At 62.6% G+C, this 17,652-nt stretch carries 18 protein-coding genes and 1 pseudogene; 9 read left to right on the top strand and 10 right to left on the bottom strand.

What is annotated here, in order from left to right; all coding sequences use genetic code 11:
• The first annotated feature begins 63 nt into the window (after positions 1-63).
• Positions 64-1,275, top strand: coding sequence for an MFS transporter (locus ACZ9IL_RS05390; protein WP_476002584.1), 1,212 nt, complete (start codon positions 64-66; stop codon positions 1,273-1,275).
• Positions 1,276-1,356: 81 nt separating this feature from the next.
• On the opposite strand, the gene ACZ9IL_RS05385 is transcribed toward ACZ9IL_RS05390, so the two are convergent.
• The 5 genes from ACZ9IL_RS05385 to ACZ9IL_RS05365 all read right to left on the bottom strand — a co-directional run bounded on the left by ACZ9IL_RS05385 (position 1,357) and on the right by ACZ9IL_RS05365 (position 7,283).
• Positions 1,357-1,911, bottom strand: a complete 555-nt coding sequence (locus ACZ9IL_RS05385) for a VOC family protein (RefSeq protein ID WP_476002583.1) — start codon at positions 1,909-1,911, stop codon at positions 1,357-1,359.
• Positions 1,905-2,669: a DNA repair protein gene (locus ACZ9IL_RS05380; RefSeq protein WP_476002582.1), complete on the bottom strand. Its 765-nt coding sequence runs from the start codon at positions 2,667-2,669 to the stop codon at positions 1,905-1,907. Before ACZ9IL_RS05380 ends, ACZ9IL_RS05385 begins: the two co-directional genes overlap by 7 nt.
• Positions 2,670-2,830: 161 nt before the next feature.
• Entirely contained in the window at positions 2,831-3,556 is a 726-nt protein-coding gene (gene nfsA / locus ACZ9IL_RS05375; protein ID WP_476002581.1) for an oxygen-insensitive NADPH nitroreductase, read from the bottom strand.
• 67 nt (positions 3,557-3,623) lie between these two features.
• Complete coding sequence (locus tag ACZ9IL_RS05370) at positions 3,624-5,189, bottom strand: AbgT family transporter (protein WP_476002580.1); 1,566 nt, start codon at positions 5,187-5,189, stop codon at positions 3,624-3,626.
• 153 nt (positions 5,190-5,342) lie between these two features.
• A complete protein-coding gene (locus ACZ9IL_RS05365) occupies positions 5,343-7,283 on the bottom strand; it encodes a putative bifunctional diguanylate cyclase/phosphodiesterase (protein ID WP_476005303.1) in 1,941 nt (646 codons plus the stop codon).
• 169 nt (positions 7,284-7,452) lie between these two features.
• On the opposite strand from ACZ9IL_RS05365, the gene ACZ9IL_RS05360 reads away from it, so the two are divergent.
• From ACZ9IL_RS05360 to ACZ9IL_RS05345, 4 genes and pseudogenes are all read left to right on the top strand, one after another.
• A complete protein-coding gene (locus ACZ9IL_RS05360; RefSeq protein WP_476002579.1) occupies positions 7,453-8,154 on the top strand; it encodes a DUF2982 domain-containing protein in 702 nt (233 codons plus the stop codon).
• 77 nt (positions 8,155-8,231) lie between these two features.
• Positions 8,232-9,178, top strand: a pseudogene (locus ACZ9IL_RS05355) (LysR family transcriptional regulator).
• Between the two features lie 52 nt (positions 9,179-9,230).
• Positions 9,231-10,250, top strand: a complete 1,020-nt coding sequence (locus ACZ9IL_RS05350; RefSeq protein ID WP_476002578.1) for a response regulator — start codon at positions 9,231-9,233, stop codon at positions 10,248-10,250.
• A gap of 65 nt (positions 10,251-10,315) precedes the next feature.
• On the top strand, positions 10,316-10,747 hold the full coding sequence (locus tag ACZ9IL_RS05345; RefSeq protein ID WP_476002577.1) for a PAS domain-containing protein: 432 nt from the start codon (positions 10,316-10,318) through the stop codon (positions 10,745-10,747).
• Between the two features lie 94 nt (positions 10,748-10,841).
• On the opposite strand, the gene ltaE is transcribed toward ACZ9IL_RS05345, so the two are convergent.
• The 3 genes from ltaE to ACZ9IL_RS05330 all read right to left on the bottom strand — a co-directional run bounded on the left by ltaE (position 10,842) and on the right by ACZ9IL_RS05330 (position 13,154).
• Entirely contained in the window at positions 10,842-11,858 is a 1,017-nt protein-coding gene (ltaE, locus tag ACZ9IL_RS05340) for a low-specificity L-threonine aldolase (RefSeq protein WP_476002576.1), read from the bottom strand.
• 87 nt (positions 11,859-11,945) lie between these two features.
• Positions 11,946-12,662 (bottom strand): Rossmann-fold NAD(P)-binding domain-containing protein, encoded by a 717-nt coding sequence (locus ACZ9IL_RS05335; protein WP_476002575.1) that lies wholly within the window; start codon positions 12,660-12,662, stop codon positions 11,946-11,948.
• Between the two features lie 84 nt (positions 12,663-12,746).
• Positions 12,747-13,154, bottom strand: coding sequence for an XRE family transcriptional regulator (locus ACZ9IL_RS05330; RefSeq protein WP_476002574.1), 408 nt, complete (start codon positions 13,152-13,154; stop codon positions 12,747-12,749).
• 153 nt (positions 13,155-13,307) lie between these two features.
• Here ACZ9IL_RS05330 and ACZ9IL_RS05325 point away from each other — a divergent pair, with 153 nt between their 5' ends.
• The gene (locus ACZ9IL_RS05325; RefSeq protein WP_476002573.1) at positions 13,308-14,207 is read left to right on the top strand and encodes an aldo/keto reductase; all 900 of its coding nucleotides are present in this window, start codon (positions 13,308-13,310) and stop codon (positions 14,205-14,207) included.
• Between the two features lie 75 nt (positions 14,208-14,282).
• Here the strand turns inward: ACZ9IL_RS05325 and ACZ9IL_RS05320 are convergent, their stop codons facing one another.
• Entirely contained in the window at positions 14,283-14,561 is a 279-nt protein-coding gene (locus ACZ9IL_RS05320; protein ID WP_082041515.1) for an RNA recognition motif domain-containing protein, read from the bottom strand.
• A 157-nt stretch (positions 14,562-14,718) separates the two neighbouring features.
• A complete protein-coding gene (locus ACZ9IL_RS05315; protein ID WP_476002572.1) occupies positions 14,719-15,321 on the bottom strand; it encodes a hypothetical protein in 603 nt (200 codons plus the stop codon).
• 201 nt (positions 15,322-15,522) lie between these two features.
• On the opposite strand from ACZ9IL_RS05315, the gene mepA reads away from it, so the two are divergent.
• The 3 genes from mepA to ACZ9IL_RS05300 are packed head-to-tail and all read left to right on the top strand — an operon-like array spanning position 15,523 to position 17,638.
• Positions 15,523-16,266: a penicillin-insensitive murein endopeptidase gene (gene mepA, locus ACZ9IL_RS05310; protein ID WP_476002571.1), complete on the top strand. Its 744-nt coding sequence runs from the start codon at positions 15,523-15,525 to the stop codon at positions 16,264-16,266.
• Between the two features lie 56 nt (positions 16,267-16,322).
• Positions 16,323-16,913 carry a LemA family protein gene (locus ACZ9IL_RS05305; protein WP_476002570.1) on the top strand — a complete coding sequence of 197 codons (591 nt, stop codon included), beginning with the start codon at positions 16,323-16,325 and terminating at the stop codon, positions 16,911-16,913.
• Positions 16,910-17,638 carry a TPM domain-containing protein gene (locus tag ACZ9IL_RS05300; RefSeq protein WP_476002569.1) on the top strand — a complete coding sequence of 243 codons (729 nt, stop codon included), beginning with the start codon at positions 16,910-16,912 and terminating at the stop codon, positions 17,636-17,638. The genes ACZ9IL_RS05305 and ACZ9IL_RS05300 overlap by 4 nt, the downstream gene beginning before the upstream one ends.
• The last annotated feature ends 14 nt before the right edge of the window (positions 17,639-17,652 follow it).

Raw genomic sequence — 17,652 nt, 5'->3', positions numbered from 1 at the left:
AATATATTATATTTATATTCGGTGCCGCACTACTCTGCCAAAAAGTCGGCAGGACAACTCCATATGATCGAAGTAGGCAGTCGCGAGTGGATACGCGCCACCCTGGCCCTCAGCCTGGGTTCCTTCCTGGTGTTTCTCAATCTCTATCAGACCCACCCCCTGCTGCCCCTGCTGACAGAGGTGTTCTCCGTCAGCTCCCTGTCGGCCGGCTGGACCCTGGCGGGCTGCACCGCCGGACTCGCAGGTTCGCTGCTGATCTGCGCCAGGCTGGCGGATCGTTTCGGGCGCCGCCGGATCATGCTGTGGAGCCTGACCGGTGCCATCCTGCTCTCTCTGTGCATTCCGCTGATCAACCAGTTCGATCAGCTGGTGATGCTGCGCATCCTGCAAGGCGCCTTGCTGGCAGGTCTGCCCGCCACCGCCATCGCCTACATGGGGGAGGAGTTCAGCAAACGCGCCCTGCTCTCCGCCGTCGGGGTCTACATCGCGGCGAACTCCCTTGGCGGGGTCGCCGGCCGGGTGGTCGGTGGTCTGCTGGCGGGCTGGTTCGGGGACTGGCAGCACACCTTCCTCGGCATCGGCCTCATCAGCCTGGCCCTGCTGCCGCTGGTCATCTGGCTGCTGCCAGCGCAGACCCGCTTCGTGGCCGTGGTGGCGGCGCCTGGCCAACTGCGCCGCGCCATCGCCAGCCACCTCGGTAATCCGCTGCTGGTGGGGGCCTACCTCATCGGCGGCCTCAACTTCATGGTCTTCCTGAACCAATACAGCTATCTCACCTTCCTGCTGGCCAAGGCGCCGTTCTCCCTGCCGACCCAGTGGCTCGGCATGCTGTTTCTGACCTACCTCACCGGCACCGTCGCCTCCTCGTTAAGCGGCCGCTGCGCCAATCGCTGGGGTGCCCAGCGTCTGCTGCTGGCCGGGATCGCCCTGATGGCACTTGGCAGTCTGATCCTGCTGCAAGGCACCCTGACTGCCATCATCGGTGGCTTGCTTGTCTCAAGCTTCGGTTTCTTCCTCGCCCACGCCTGTGCCAGCGCCTGGGTGGGCCAGCATGTGGAACACAACCGGGCGCTGGCCTCGTCGCTCTATCTGGTGGGGTACTATCTGGGGGCCAGCCTGGGGGGGCTCTATCTGCATCCCTTCTGGGAGCGGGGTGGCCTCTGGGGATTGGTGCTCGGCATCGAGCTGGTGTTGGGCGTCACCGCCGCCTTGAGCCTCTGGCTCGGTCAACTAAAGGGACGCGCAGCGCGTCCCCTCTCCTGCCGCTCATCCTGATGATGCCTAAGCGCTACTGATGCCATCACGCGCAGGGGGAGACGAACATCGTCTCCCCCTGCTGTATGTCTTCACCGCCGTTTACTGCCCATCGTAGTAATTGACGGGGACCGGCACCACGGCACCGGTTCGCAGCTCCTCGTCGATCACCTCGTCCAGGGTGCGCAGGTGGAATTTCACCTGGCCCGATGGCAGCATCAGTCCCACATCCGGATTGCGGCCATCATCGATGTTGCCGGTCTTGAACGGCAGCTCGGAATGCGCGGCCACCAGGGCATGCAGGGACGGCACCACCAGCTCGATATGTTCAAGCCCCGCCTGATGGGCGCGACCCGGTTTGGGGGCGGCCAGCTCGATGCAGGGCACGCATCCCCCTTGCCAGCAGACCGGCTGGTGCAGCCGATAGGTGGCGATGGGACGACCACCGATCATCCCCTCCACCAGCAAGACCCCGTGGCGCGCGAGCACCTCTCTCAATGCGAGGTACTCGGGCAGGCTGGCGGCGCGATAACAGAGGTGATCCACCTGCGGGGCGGCGTGCTCCTCCATCAGGGCATTCAATTCGGCCAGCAGTTGGCAAACAAAGGGGGCCATGGGCCCCAGCGTGGTATCCAGTGGATGAGACATGATCACCATTTCTTCTTGGGTTGGAACAGGACATCCAGCTCGTCCGTTTCTTTGTCCTTGAGGTGTTGCAGCTCTTTCTCGCTGTGTTGCTGCAGGTGCTCTTCCAGCTGGCGCATCCCCTGGCGCATGTCTTCTTCCCGCGCCAGCAGGTAGGGATCCTTGTCGGAGACGCTGGCCAGGGCACCCAGCCCCTTGGTAAAGAGCTGACGGCAGGTGCCGTATTGCCCCTGGATCTGGGCATCCATGGCCCGCTTGACCAGGTTGGCGATGTTGATCTTGAGCTGCATCAGCTCGAGGCGGCGATCCTCCTGGGCGAAGCCATGGGGATCTATCTTGCCCTTGTTGTGTTCGACCCGCAGCACGGCGCGCATCTTCTTGGCCAGCTGCAGCATCTGGATCGCCTGGCGATCGGACTCCGGGGTCTTGAAGTGCCCCTCATCCTGGCTGCTGTAGTTCTCCTGCACGTTCTTGATCTGGGTCTGGACGTCGGCGATACGCTGCTTGATCTGATGGCCGGGCATCACCAGCGCGATGGCGCGATAGGCATCCAGGATCCTGTGCTGCAACAGCAGCACCATGTTCTTGGAAAAAGGCACCAGGTTGACGTTCAGCAGCACCTCTTCGGTCTCGTCCGCCACGGCCTTGTGGCGTGCGATGGCCTGACGCTTGTCGGCTTCGGCCTTCTGCTTATATTGCTGCACCACGTTATAGGCGATGACCAGAAACAGGAGTGCGCCAATCGACAGCAATATCAAGGTTAAAATCATAGGGTGTACAAACTCCTGTCCCAATCCAATTGCGTGATCCTACAACAGCTTACCCGCATAAGGTAGCGCGCAGTTTGGCCTTGCCTCACAACAATGCCAGCGGGTCTCGCGGCGGGTAGCGGCGTGCCCCCGTCCCTGATCCATATCGCCCTCGCCCCCCATTACTTGAGGCAAAACCCCTTGGAATGCAGGAATCCCAGCATGAAGGGGCGCGCTTCCTTGCCGAGAATGGCCTTGATCTGCCCGCTCCAGGTCTGCTGCTTGTTGTTGCCGCTGCGCGCCAGGTAGTAGTCCTGGATCTGCTGGTCGTATTGTGCCAACAGGTCGCGATCCAGGGTGTCCGGATAGCGATTCTCGTGCACCACCAGAGCGCGAGGCAGGCGCGGCTTCTGCTCGGGCTGCTGGGCGGGATGACCCAGACAGAGACCGAACAGCGGTATCACCAGATGGGGCAGCCCGACAGCCTCGCTCACCGCCGCCACATTGTTGCGAATGCCGCCGATGTAGACCCCGCCCAGCCCCAGGGATTGCGCCGCCAGCAAGGCATTCTGGGCCATCAGGGCGCCGTCGATGGCACCGATCAGCAACTGCTCCGCGTAGCCGGTCTGGGCGTCTTCCACTATCTGGCTGTGGCGCTGGTAGTCGGCACAAAACAGCAGGAACTCCGCCGCCTCGGCCACGTAGGCCTGATGGCCGGCGAGCTCGGCCAGGGTGACACGCAGTGTCTTGTCCGTCACCCGGATGATGCTGTTGGCCTGCAGGAAGCTGGAACTCGAGGCGCACTGGGCGGCGCTCAGGATCTGATCGAGCTGCAACGCCGTGAGGGGCTCGGGGGTGAATTGACGAATGGAGCGATGGGAAAGGATGAGATCGATGGTCGGGTTCATGGGGCCTCCGGGAAGAAGGCCACACTGTACCCAAAAAAAGCGAGGGGCCCAAGGCCCCTCGTCACCCTCAGGGGGCAGGATACACATACGGCGCCTGCAACCCGAGGGGGAAGCCCAGCGCCCAGTACAGCAGCAGGAAGCAGGTCCAACTCACCAGGAAGGCCAGGGAGTAAGGCAGCATCATGGAGACCAGGGTGCCGATCCCGGTGCTCTTCACATACTGCTGGCAATAGACCACCACCAGCGGGAAGAACACCATCAGCGGGGTGATGATGTTGGAGGAGGAATCCCCCACCCGGTAGGCCGCCTGGGTCAGCTCGGGGGAGATCCCCACCGCCATCAGCATGGGCACCAGGATGGGGCTGATCAGCGCCCATTTGGCGGAGGCCGAACCCACCACCAGGTTGACGGTGGCGGTGAGCAGGATCATGCCGACTATGGTCACCTCCCCCGGCAGCGCCAGGGCATGCAACACCTCGGCGCCGGACAGCGCCAGCAGGGTGCCCAGGTTGGAGTCACCGAAGGCCTTGATGAAGAGCGCGCAGAAGAAGGCCATCACCATGTAGGAACCCATCTTGTTCATGGTGGCCGACATGGCGTCGATCACGTCCTTGCCGCTCTTGAAGTTGCCCGCCACGAAGCCATAGACGATGCCGGGCAGGATGAACAGCAGGAAGATGAGCGGCACGATGGACTTCATCACCGGGGCGGCGAAGGTGGTGAGCGAGCCATCCGCGGCCCGCATCGGCGAGTCAGCCGGTGACAGGGCCAGCCCCAGCAGCACGATGGCCGCCAGCATGGCGAATCCGGCCCAGTTGAAGGCCCGGCTCTCGCGAGCGCTGTAGCGCCCCATCTCGTCGGCACTTTCCAGCTCCTCATTGAGGGGGATGTGCTTGAGGCGCGGCTCCACCACCTTCTCGGTGACGAACCAGCCCACGCAGATGATCAGCAGGGAGGAGGCACCGGTGAAGAAGATGTTGCACAGGGTGTTGACCATGTAGTCGGGGTCGAGCAGCTGGGCCGCCGACTGGGTAAAACCCTGCAGCAGGGCGTCCCCGCCCGAGGGCAGGAAGTTGGCGGCGAAACCACCGGACACCCCGGCGAAGGCGGCGGCGATCCCCGCCAGCGGATGACGTCCGGCGGCATGGAAGATGATGCCACCGATGGGGATGACCAGCACGTAACCCGCATCCGCCGCGGTGTGGCTGACGATGGCCACCAGGATCAGCATGGGGGTCAGGAAACGGGCGGGAGTGACCTTCAGCAGCTTCTTCAGACCGGTGTTGATGAAGCCGGACTGCTCGGCGACACCGACCCCGAGCATGGCCACCAGCACGATGCCGAGGGGGGCGAAGCTGGTGAAGGTGGTGACCATGCTGGCGAGGAACTCGGCAAGGCCGGCCCCGGTCAGCAGGTTGTTGACCACCACCGCCTCCCCGGTGCGGGGGTTGACCAGGTCAAAGGAGAACTGGGAGAGGATCCAGGAGCCGACCCAGACGATCAGCAGGGCGTAGAGGAATAACATGGCGGGATCCGGCAGCTTGTTGCCCGCCTTCTCTACCCCGTTTAAAAAGCGATTCAACCAGCCCTTGGCGGGGGTGGCGGGACGCTCGTTGGTAGTAGCCTGACTCATTATGGTAATACTCCATAACCAAGGAATGAGCGCGCATACTAGCTATAACATCTAATGAATCCCATAACCTGAGACAATAATTCGATTAATTACGTTTAATTTGGCATGTCACGCTTCAAAAACGCGACATGCCGCACATTATCTGCGGCAGGGTCAGCCGCTCACCAGCGGATAATGCCCCACCTTGCAGTGGATCCCGAAACCCGTTTCCGCCACTTCGGCCGGGGTCATGGGAGTGCTGAACAGGAACCCCTGGAAGACGTGACAACCCTGGGCGCGCAGGGCCGCCAGCTCATGTTCATCCTCCACCCCTTCCGCCAGGATCCCGAGCCCGAGGCTGGTGGCCATGGCGACGGTGGCCCGGATCACCGGCAGGTTCAGGCCGACCACGAAGGAGCGATCCAGCTTGATGGTGTCGATGGGCAGCCGGTTGAGGTAGGCCAGGGAAGAGTAGCCGGTACCAAAGTCATCGATGGCTATTTTGATCCCCTGCTCGCTCAGGGCGTCGAGGATCTCGATGCAGCCCTTCATGTCCAGCATCAGCACGGTTTCCGTCAGCTCCAGGGTCAGCAGGCTGGCCTCGACCCCAAACTCCTTGAGCTGCTGCGCCACCAGCTCCGGCAGGGCTGAGGAGAGCTGGAAGCCGGACAGGTTGACCGACACCGGCACCCGCACCTGCCACTGGCGCTGCCAGGCCCCCATCTGGGACAGCGCGGTGGAGAGCACCCAGCTCCCCACCTCGCGAATGAGCCCCATCTCCTCGGCCAGCGGGATGAATTCCGCCGGCGAGACGTGACCCAGCACCGGGTTGTACCAGCGCAACAGGGCCTCGAAGCCGATCAGTTTGCCCTGCGCCACGTCCACCTGGGGCTGATAACGCAGGCTCAGCTCGCCCCGACCGATGGCCTTGGCGAGAAACTGTTTCAGGGTCAGCTTGCGGTGCAGGGTCTGTTGCATGCTGGGGGTGAAGCGCTGCCAGCGCAGGCGGCCCATCTGCTTGGCCTGGTACATGGCCATGTCGGCACGGGTAATGAGGTTGTCGCCATCGTCCGCATCGTCCGGGTAGATGGCGATGCCGATGCTGCCGCCGATGGTGACCTCGGGCACGCCGCTCAACTGCAGCGGCTTGGTCATCTGGGAGAGCATGAGATCCGCCACCTCCTGCGCTCGGTCGCTGGAGCTGCTAAGCGGTACCAGGGCGGTGAACTCGTCCCCGCCGAGGCGCGCCAGCTCGACGTCTCGCGGGCAGATCTGCTTGAGCCGCCCGGCCACCCGCTCCAGCAGGCGATCTCCCGCCTTGTGGCCGTAGTTGTCGTTGACCAGCTTGAAGTTGTCGAGATCCATGAACACCAGGGCGAAGCGCCCCCCCAGACCGCAATAAGCCTCGAGGGATTTCATCAGGCCGTAGCGGTTGAGCAGACCGGTGAGGGAGTCGTGCCAGGCCAGGTGGCGGTGCTCGAGCTCCTCGAGCTTGCGATCCGTGATGTCACGCATGGTGAGCAGGATCCGCGCCCCTTGCTGAATGTGGCGAAACTGGTATTGGAACCAGCGCATTCCCTTTAGAGTCCGGCACTCCCCCTCGGCGACCACCTCGTCGAGGCGGGACAGGCGCCGGTAGAAGGCCTCGTCACCGCCCGAGAAGATCTGGGTCAGCTGGGTGGTGCCCTCCCCGAAGCACATGTCGAAGTGGTAGTTGCCGCTCTCGAGCCGCCCCTCGTTGTCGAACAGGCAGGCCAGGGTGTCACCGGTGGCGAGGGAGGACTCCTGATAGAGGGTGTCGGCATCGATCACCGCCTCCGTCATCATCATCAGCCGTCCGTCGATCTGGATCCCGGAGAGTCGCAGGTAGACCTGCTTTTTCACCCCTTTCGGGGAGAGGGTCCACCACTCGTTGTAGCTGCGCCCCTGCTGGAAGTCGCCGAGATAGCGCTGCAGCAGCAGGTCGATGGCGGCGGCCATGTCGGCCGAGAAGTCGCGGGATTGCAGTTCGGCCAGGGAGCTCGACTCCCACAACCCGAGGGCGGGGCCATTGGCCCAGTAGATGTGATGACGCTGGATGTCATAGACCCAGATGGGCGTATGGAGGACATCCATCCCATGGAGCAGGCGTTCGTCTAGCGTATTCATGTAAGGTGATGATTCATGCTGAGAGCTCATAGCAAAAACCAGCCACGGCAGGTTCCCGAACGATCCCCCATGCTGGTACAAAATCTGATCCGACCCATAATCTGGAAACATGCACACGAAAAGGGGCAGACATCATATGAAAACGCTACATGTGATCCCCATGGTCAGAAGAAATGGACTCACACTGATATTGTTGGGCATGGTTATAACCATTGCTATGATTTTTATACTTTTTTTCGTCCCCGAACAACTATTAATCCCCGCCATATCCACCCTCTTGGTCGGCCTGCTGACAGTTCTTGTCGGGGGGCTGAAGCTGGGTGAGCCTCATTTTAGCCTCTCTCTGTGTCAGGATTGCCTGCAATATCACCACAAGTACGGTGGCTGGATCCTGAAATGGAGAAATATTCAACGTATTGACCAACCGCGTATTCATTTGGGATGGGATTTGGTGGCCTTGCCCTACGTCGGATTGAAGATAAAAGATTACGACGATTTTTTGACGCTGATCACACCCAGACTGGCCGTGCGCCTGCTGACCGAGCAGCGCGCCGTGCTGCTGCAGGCGATGGAAAGTGAAGGCCCCGCTTGTCCCGCCGGTGGCTGCGGCTCGGGGCTCCTGGGGGAAGGTCTGCTGGAGGAGAGCCGCTTTCGCTCTGCGTCCGGTCAGCGCTACGAGGGAGTGATCGCCATGCTGGGCAACCGCATGGTCAGGCTGCGGGAACTGCTGGGGTATGATCTGCTGGTACCGGACAACAGCCTTGATCGGCCCCCTGCCGATTTCGTCCATTTGCTGAACCAATACCAGCGCGAGTCGAATCTAATCCAGATCAATTAAACGCCGGATTGCGCTTGCCAAGCCCGGCGACTCTTCATAAGGTCTCCGGCTTGTTACAAACACCCCCTAAGCCGCTCATGAAGTACATCGAAGAGTTCTATCTGTTCGTCAAGGTGGTGCAAGAGGGCGGTTTCTCCCACGCCGCAGCCGCGCTGGGCATGCCGACCGGCACCATCAGTCGACGCATCTCCCAACTGGAGGAGCAGCTCGGCTGTAGCCTGCTGCACAGATCCACCCGCAAGCTCCGCCTCACCGATGAAGGACTGCGCTATTACGAGCGTCTCTGTACCCCGCTCGCCGAGATAGAGCAGGCCACCGGCGAGATCCAGGGCCAGGAACGCGACATCAGCGGTCTGATCCGCCTCGCCGCCCCCATCGCCCTCTCCAATACCATCCTTGTCGACATGCTGGCCGACTTCGGTCTGCGCTATCCCCAGGTGCAATTTGACATCAGCCAGACCAACGATCACGCCCCCCTCAGTGATCAGGACAGGGACCTGGTGTTCTTCAACGGCGAGCTGCCCCAGTCGCTGCCCAACGCCCTCTGTCTTGGCCACATCCAGTACGGTCTGTTTGCCTCCCCCCTCTATCTGGAGAAGATGGGCACACCCGCTCACCCGGCTCAGCTGGAAGAGCACGATCTCATCCATTGCTGGCCACACCAGCACTGGCAGTTGACAGGGCGGGACGATCCGGGGGAACAGACGGTGCAGATCAAGCGGGTGCCCCGTCTCAACGTCAACCAGACCCAGGCCGCCGTGCGCGCCGCCAGGCGTCACCTCGGTATCGTCAACGCCCCGCTGCACTATGTGCACCCCTTCTTGCAAGACGAGCAACTGGTGGCTGTCCTGCCGGACTGGCAGTCGGGCCGGCGCCCTTTCTACATGTTGCTCTGCCAGCCCCAGTTCACCCCGCTGCGTGTTAAGATGTTCGCCGAATTCGTCGAAAAATATTCCGCGCGCTACCGCAGTCATCAACGGGACGATCAATTTTTACCGGCGATGCCCCTGCCCATTGCATCTGACGATTGATGACGCACACTTAGCGCAATGCTCGTTGCACAGGCCGCTAACACTATGAATGTATTGATATGTGATGACTCGGGGTTCGCTCGCAAACAACTGGCCCGCGCCCTGCCTGCCGACTGGCATGTCACCCTGCATCAGGCCGCCGACGGTCTGGAAGGGGTAGAGCAGATCCTGATGGGGCACGGGGATCTGATCTTTCTGGACTTGACCATGCCAGAAATGGATGGCTATGGCGTGCTGGAGACCCTGCAGCGGGAGGGATTGCGCAACAAGGTGATCGTGGTCTCCGGCGACATCCAGCCAGAAGCCTACCAGCGCGTGATGGCGCTGGGGGCGCTGGACTTCATCAAGAAACCCGCCGCCCCCGAGACCCTGCGCGCCCTCCTTCGCCAGCACGGCCTGTGGCAGACCGCCACCCCGGCGATGGTCGCGGCGGCTCCGGCGCTCAGCCCGCAGCCGGTGCAGAACGCCATCTCGTTCACCCCGGAGCTGCGGGATGTCTACCAGGAGCTCGCCAACGTCGCCATGGGCCAGGCCGCCGATCTGCTTGCCCGCCTGCTCGACGCCTTCGTGCTGCTGCCCATCCCCAACGTCAATGTGCTGGAGGTTTCCGAGCTGCACATGGCGCTCTCGGCCGCCGCCGAGTCAGATACCCTCTCCGCCGTCTGCCAGGGCTTCATCGGCGCCGGTATCGCCGGCGAGGCCCTGCTGTTGTTCCACGACGCCAGCTTTCAGGATCTGGCCCGACTGATGAACCACCAGGGCGAGCTGGATCACAACGCCGAGCTGGAGCTGCTGATGGATACCGCCAACGTGCTGATCGGTGCCTTCCTGCGCGGCTACGCCACCCAGCTCGACACCCCCTTCAGCCAGGGGCATCCGGTGGTGCTCGGCCAGCACAGATCCATTCAGGATCTGATCCACACCAATCAGAGCCGCTGGCGCCGCACCCTGGCCATCGAGATCAACTACCGGATCCAGGGTCATGCGGTGCAGTGCGATCTGTTGCTGCTGTTCACCGAAGATTCCATCGCCACCATGAACAACAAAATCATGCACATGCTCTAGCGGTGCATTGACGATGAGATCGCTAATATCCATAACAACATCATGCGCATACCCCGGGAGTGACCATGGAAATCCGTGAATTTCATTGGCTGATGAACATAGTCCAGAATCTGGACGTGGGGCTGGTGGTGCTCGACAAGGGCTACAGGGTGCAGGTGTGGAACGGCTTCATGGAGAGCCACAGCGGCCGGCTGGCCGGTGCGGTGCGGGATCAGGTGCTGTTTGACCTCTTCCCCGACGTGGACAGAGCCTGGCTCGAGCGCAAGGCCAACATGGTGTTCAAGCTCAACAACCGAGCCTTCAGCACCTGGGAGCAGCGCCCCTACCTGTTGCGTTTCTCCAACTATCGCCCCATCACGGGCTCGGCACCGCACATGTACCAGAACCTGACCCTGGTGCCGCTGGCCGACTTCGGCGGCGAGGTCACCCATCTGGCCATCATGATCTACGATGCCACCGACGAGGCCATGCTGATCATGGATCAGCGTCAGGGCTGATCCATGATCAGCAGGAATAGAGAACCAAGAAGGGCGCCATCGGCGCCCTTCTTGTCATTGCATTGATCGGTCTGGTTGATCTGCGACACCGCCATCAGGCGCTCAGGTACTCGGTGAAGGCATCGATCACCTCGTCGATGTCGTCATCGGTGATCTGCAGGTGGGTCACCAGCCGCAGCTCGCCATAGCCGGAGAAGAGGATGCCGCGCTCCTTCATGAAGGCCAGCAGCGGGGCCGACTCTTCCTTGCTCAAACGCAGGAACACCATGTTGGTCTGCACCTCGGCCAGATCCAGCTCGATGCCGGGCAAGGCGGCCAACCCCTCGGCCAATCGTCTGGCACGGCGGTGATCGTCTGCCAGCCTGGCCACGTGCTGATCCAGGGCGAACAGCGCGGCCTGGGCCAGGCTCCCCGCCTGGCGCATGCCACCGCCCAGCATCTTGCGCAGTCGCCTGGCGCGGGCGATGAAGTCACGGGCGCCCACCAGCAGGGAGCCTACCGGCGCGCCCAATCCCTTGGAGAGGCAGATGGAGACGCTGTCGAAGGGGGCGGCGATGGTCTGCACCGTCTCGCCGCTCGCCACCACCGCATTGAACAGCCGGGCACCGTCCAGATGCAGTTGCAGACCCCGGCTGTCGACGAAGATCCGCATCTCGCGCAGATAGCTCAGGGGCAGCACCTTGCCGTTGTGGGTATTCTCGAGGCAGACCAGTCGGGTCTGGGCGAAGTGGGCATCATCGGGGGCCAGGCTGGCCTGCACGTCCGTCAGCGCCAGGGAACCATCGGCCTGTATGGGAACCGGTTGCAGGGCCACCGAGCCCAGCACGGCGCTGCCTTGCGCCTCGTAGCGATAGATGTGGGAGGCGACGCCGAGCACGGCCCCTTCGCCGCGCTGGCAGTGGCTCATCATCGCCAGCAGGTTGGACATGGTGCCCGATGGCACGAACAGGGCGGCCTCCTTGCCCAGCAACTCGGCACCGCGCCGCTCCAGCGCGTTGATGCTGGGATCCTCCCCATAGACATCGTCGCCGACCTCGGCGTGCAGCATGCTCTGGCGCATGGCTTCCGTGGGCTGGGTCACGGTATCACTTCGTAAATCGATGTAGCGCATGGTCATCCTCCTGAATGCAGGGGGATGACAGTAACCAGCCAGCAGGGAGCTGGCAAGGGATGGGACGCGGTAATGTGAGCCCGATGCTCACCAGGGCAGCGGCCGGCCCTGCAAGTCCAGGAAGCTGCCGGACTGGGCCGGTGTCAGGCGCGCGATGAGGTCAAGCAGCTGCGGGGCCACCAGAGCCGGATCCTGCAACTGCGCCGGATCCAGCTCGTGCAGGAAGGGTTGCTGCATGGGGGTATTCATCAGCCCGGGGTGCACTGTGATGACCCCGGCCCCGGGGAAGCGTCCGGCCCACTCCAGAGCCAGGATCCGGGCCCCCATGTTGAGGGCGGCCTTGCTCATCCGATAGCTGTAGCGGCTGGCCGCCCCCTGGCCGCCTGTCTCTGAAGCACCCAGGCTGCCCGCCAGATCGGAGAGGGTGCAGAGCCACAGGCGGGACGTCGTATCCATGAGCCGGCTCAGGCTGGAGCCAAGGGCCAGGTGGGGCCAGGCATTGACCTGCAGGCTCTCGCAGAGCCACTGGGGATCGACCTCCTCCACCCGCCGCTCCGGCATGTGGTTGAGATCAGACAGCAGGCCTATGGTGTTGATCACCACGCTCGGCAGGCTGACGCCATCATAGAGGGTGAACAGCGCCTCGAAGGAGAGCGGGTCCACCTCCTGCAGCGGAAAGTAGCAGGCCGGATCCAGCCCCTTTGGCGACTGCCTGCCCGCCAGCAACCACTCCTCGCCACGGGCGGCCAGCTCATGCGCCAGCGCCGTGCCCAACCCGCCACTGCCCAGGATCAGATAGCCCATCTCCATGTCCTTGGATTTGCCCTTTGCTTAAGCTTAAGAGGGTATCAGAAGAATGCGCGGCCGTGTCCGCCCCGTCCCGAGGACTCAGGCTTCTGCCAGATGGCGACCAAACTCCCTCGCCCGCGCCAGATCCAGAAAACCGTCCGCCTGCTTGTGACTGCGCAAGAACTGGTAGTAAGCGAGCAGGATCACCAGTTGCGGCTCGCCCGGCAATGCCTGCTCGGGCAGACGTTCCTGCAGCAGCACGCCCGCCGCGGCCAGCGCCTCCCTGTCCACTACTTCGGCCTGCCGATAGAGATAGCCGCAACCGGTGGCGAGCCACTCCAGGGAACAGTTGGCTCCCATGGCGATCTGGTTCGCCTTGCCAAGGCCGGGCTCCGCCCCTTTCAGGTACTTGCGGAGCAGCGCCTCACTCAGCCCGACCTTGCGGGCAAAGGCACTGACGCTGCCCTCCCCGATCAGGCTCTGCAGCCTGCCGGCAAATCCGTCCATAACACTCTCTCCATATTTTATCTGGCCTTGGCACTCTGTTCAGAACCAAAGTTCGAATTCACGAGGGGCGCATTATTGCCTTGTCCGCCGGAAGAGACCAAGATGCTGGCAGCATTTATTCTGCCTTTATTCGCTATCCGCCAAGGAGTCACCATGTCTGTATCCCGCTTAGCCTTGCATCCCGAGGGCCCGACCTTCTCCCGCCTCATCATGGGTTACTGGCGCCTGATGGAATGGCAGCTCTCCCCCACCGCCCTGCTGGACCTGATGAAGTACCACCTGGATCTGGGGGTGACCACCATCGATCACGCCGACATCTATGGCGGCTATCAGTGCGAGGAGGCATTCGGCCAGGCCCTGCGCCTCGAGCCTTCCTTGCGTGAACGCATGGAGATCGTCAGCAAGTGCGGCATCGCCCTCACCGCCAAGCCCGAGCATGCCCTCAACCACTACAACACCGGCAAGGCCCACATCGTCGCCAGTGCCGAGGCCTCCTTGCAAAAGCTCGGCACCGATCATCTGGATCTGCTGCTGATCCACCGTCCGGATCCGTTGATGGACGCCGACGAGGTGGCCGATGCTTTCATCAGCCTCAAACAGGCGGGCAAGATCAAACACGCAGGGGTCTCCAACTTCAGCGCCCACCAATTCGAGCTGCTGCAGTCCCGCTTGCCCTTCCCGCTGGTCACCAACCAGCTGGAGATCTCGCCGCTGAACCAAGGCGCGACGCTGGATGGCACGCTCGACCAGTGTCAGCAACTGCGCATCAAGCCCATGGCCTGGTCCTGCCTCGGCGGCGGCCGCTTGTTCAACGATCCCGCCTATGGCTCACTGCGCGCCGAGCTCGAACAGATCCGCCAGGAAGTGGGTGCCGAGCAGATCGAGCAGGTGGTCTACGCCTGGGTGATGATGCTGCCGAGCCAGCCGCTGCCACTCATTGGCTCCGGCAAGCGGGAGCGGATCGCCGCCGCCGTGGCCGCCGAATCCATCCAGCTCAATCGCCAGCAGTGGTTCCGCATCCGCAAGGCCGCGCTCGGTTACGACGTGCCCTGATCCCGCCCATATCGGACCCGATAAAAACAAAAACGGCATGGAGTGATCCATGCCGTTTTCCGTTATCGAGACGATTCAACGGTGGCGCTGGGGGCGACCACGAGGTGCATCTGTCTTCGGTTTGGCCTGATTGACTGTGATGGTGCGGCCACCTATTTCGGTGCCATGTAGCCCGGCGATGGCCTTCTCGGCATCCCCATTGACCGGCATTTCAATGAAGCCAAATCCCTTGGACTGACCGGTATCGCGATCGATGATGATATCGACCTTCTCTACCTCTCCAAATTGGCTGAACACGGTTGTCAGTTCGTCGGCCGTCATCCGGTACGACAGATTACCTACGTAAATCTTCATGCCATCCACTCTCGATTCAAGGTGCCTTGTCTATGCATCCACCAGCATAGAAGTAAGGGCACAACCCCCATGCCGGACCTGCCACGACAGCATGCCGTGGCACTCCCCACCCCGTAGCCCAAGCTGTTGATCTCTTGGACGATCGGAGCAGAAAAGATCATTTCGAATCAGAGGCAGTATCTGAGCTTTGTGGCAAATTGTCGAGAAAATAGTCAGTCTGGGGCGGTTGCAACGTGCTCAGGATCCCGGCAAGGGCACGCCGACCGTGCCAGGCCCGCTTAAAGCCGAAGCGGTAGATACCGGGCGCCACCTCGTGGGTCGCCTCCAGGGTCAGACCCAGCAAGGCGGTGGCATCGGAGAGGGCCTGGGGATCGAGCCGCAGATCCAGGCTGAACGCGAGCCACTGACCGTCGTGACCTATCTGGCGCGTCCGCTCGATGCCGACCAGCGCCACTCTGGAGAGGGCCAGCGCCTTGTCGCTGCCGCCGTTGAGCAGATAGAGGTGACTGTCATCCCAGGCGAGTTCGGCCAGCCGCCAGCGCTGCCAGTTGCGCGGCAGGAGCATCATCAGCAGTACTATGCCGCCAAATACCAGCCCGACCCAAGGCAGCAGTCCCATCTCGGGATACCCCAGCCCAATCGCGGCCACGACAGTCCCCAGGCTCGCCAGCAACAGGCTGATCATGACCCCGTAGAAGCGCACCACCGGCGGCATCAACCAGCGGATCCCCGCCTGCGACGCCAGTTCACTGACTCTCATCTCAACCTCCTCAACATGGACTCGGGCAGCCGGGCTGCGGCTGCGGCTGCGGCTGCGATGCCGCGCATTGTGCGCGAGCCCGCCCCCTCCTGGCAACCCGCGCGGCAGGACGGATGACGGGCGCTCGGGCTTGTTGATATGATGGGAATCATCCAAGCCACTCTTAAGTCCACTTGACGTGGCACCATTGCCGGAAACCCTATGCTTGCCACCAGCCTGCTGTTCATGACCAGCGCCCTCTACGCCGAAGCCATCGGTGGCTACTCGGCCGGTTGCCTGAAAAATGCCGTGGCCCTGCCGCTGTCGGGACCCGGTTATCAGGTGATTCGCAGCAAGCGCCTGCGCTACTACGGCCATCCCGAACTCATCCATTACCTGCAAGGGCTGGCGAACCGCACCAAACTGGCTGGCATGCCGGATCTCTACATCGCCGATCTGGCCATGTCACGAGGCGGTCCTTTCAGCTCCGGCCATCGCAGCCACCAGACCGGGCTCGACGCCGACATCTGGTTTCGAATGGCTGACAGGCCCATCAGCAAATGGGAGCAGGATGCCCCCAAGGAGTGGGCGTTGATCGATGAGCCCAGCTACCGGGTGTTGCCGGGTCGCTTCGGGCCGCAGCAGCTGGCACTGCTGAGGCTCGCCGCCAGCCAGCCCGAGGTGGCGCGCATCTTCATCAACCCCGTGCTCAAGGCCGAGGTGTGCAAACGGGCGGGGGATGAGTCCTGGGTGGCCAAGCTGCGTCCCTGGGTCGGCCACTTCAGCCATTTCCATGTCAGGTTGCGCTGCCCTGCCGGCAGCCCGGATTGCCAGCCTCAGGCGCCGATCCCGCCCGGCAATGGCTGCGGTGCCGAGCTGGCCTCCTGGCTCAAGGACAAACCCCAGTTGCCCAAGGTGTCGATGAGCTACCAACCCCCGACCCTACCCGGTCGTTGTGGCGGCTGACCACAAGCTGGTATGGTGTCAGCGCCGAATTAAATACATCCAATGGAGACAACGAGATGGCCACTTCTTTCTGGCACAAGACCACCCAGAGCCTGATGATGTTGACCCTGCTGCTGGGGCTGACCGGATGCGGTATGAACAACATCCCGACCCTGGATGAGCAGGTCAAGGCGAGCTGGGGCCAGGTCGAGAACCAGTACCAGCGCCGTGCCGATCTCATCCCCAATCTGGTGGCCACCGTCAAGGGCTATGCCAGCCACGAGCAGGAGACCCTCAAGGCGGTGACCGATGCCCGTGCCCGGGTCGGCAGCGTACAGCTGAGCGACCCTTCCCAGCTCAAGGAATTTGAAACGGCCCAGAACCAGCTCTCCAGCGCCCTCTCCCGGTTGATGGTGGTGGTCGAGCGCTATCCAGAACTCAAGGCCGATCAGCAATTTCTCACCCTGCAGGCCCAGCTGGAAGGCACCGAGAACCGTATCGCCGTGGCCCGCCGCGACTACATAGAGGCGGTGCGTCTGTTCAATACCGAGATCCGCACCTTCCCGGGCGTCATCTGGTCCAAGCTGCTCTACTCGGATCTGACCGCCAAGCCCAGCTTCAGCGCCAAACCCGGCACCGATGAGGCGCCCAAGGTCAGCTTCCAATGAGTTGGATGCTCCGCGTACTGCTGCCCTGCCTGCTGCTGTGGACGGCGGCCCTGCATGCCGCCCCGGATTTCCCTGCCCTGAGCGGGCGGGTAGTGGACCAGGCAAACCTGATGTCCCGCAAGCAGGCCCATCAACTGACCCAGCAGCTGGCGGCCTTCGAGAAACGCAGCGGCGTTCAGCTGGTAGTGGTATCCATCGATACGCTGGCCGGCGATACCATCGAAGAGTACGGCTACCAGCTCGGTCGCCACTGGGGCATAGGCCAGAAGGACAAAAACAACGGCGTGCTGCTGCTGATCGCCCAGAATGAGCGCAAGGTGCGCATCGAGGTGGGTTATGGGCTGGAAGGCGCCCTGCCCGACGCCATCGCCGCCAACATCATCCAGACCCGGATCCTGCCCGCCTTCAAGCGTGGTGACATGGTGGCCGGCATCGTCGCCGGCAGTCAAGGCATCATGCAGGCCCTCGGCGGTGAGTACAAACCGACGGACGTCGCCACGCACGACAAGGGTGGCGGCCCCTGGCTGTTTATCCTGGTGGTGGTTGCCATGCTCATTTTGCACAACCTGCGAGGCGGTGGCGGAGGTGGTCCCGGCGGCCGTCGCCGGGCCGCCTATCTGGCTGGCGGCTTCGGCGCCGGACGCACCGGCGGTGGTTTCGGTGGTGGTGGTTTCAGCGGCGGTGGCGGCAGTTTTGGCGGCGGTGGTGCCTCCGGTGGTTGGTAATCAGGGATCAAGAG

This window comes from Aeromonas sp. TECH754 (assembly GCF_056279295.1).
The sequence above is the reverse complement of the archived record's forward strand: the minus strand, read 5'-3'. Positions and strand labels throughout refer to the sequence as shown.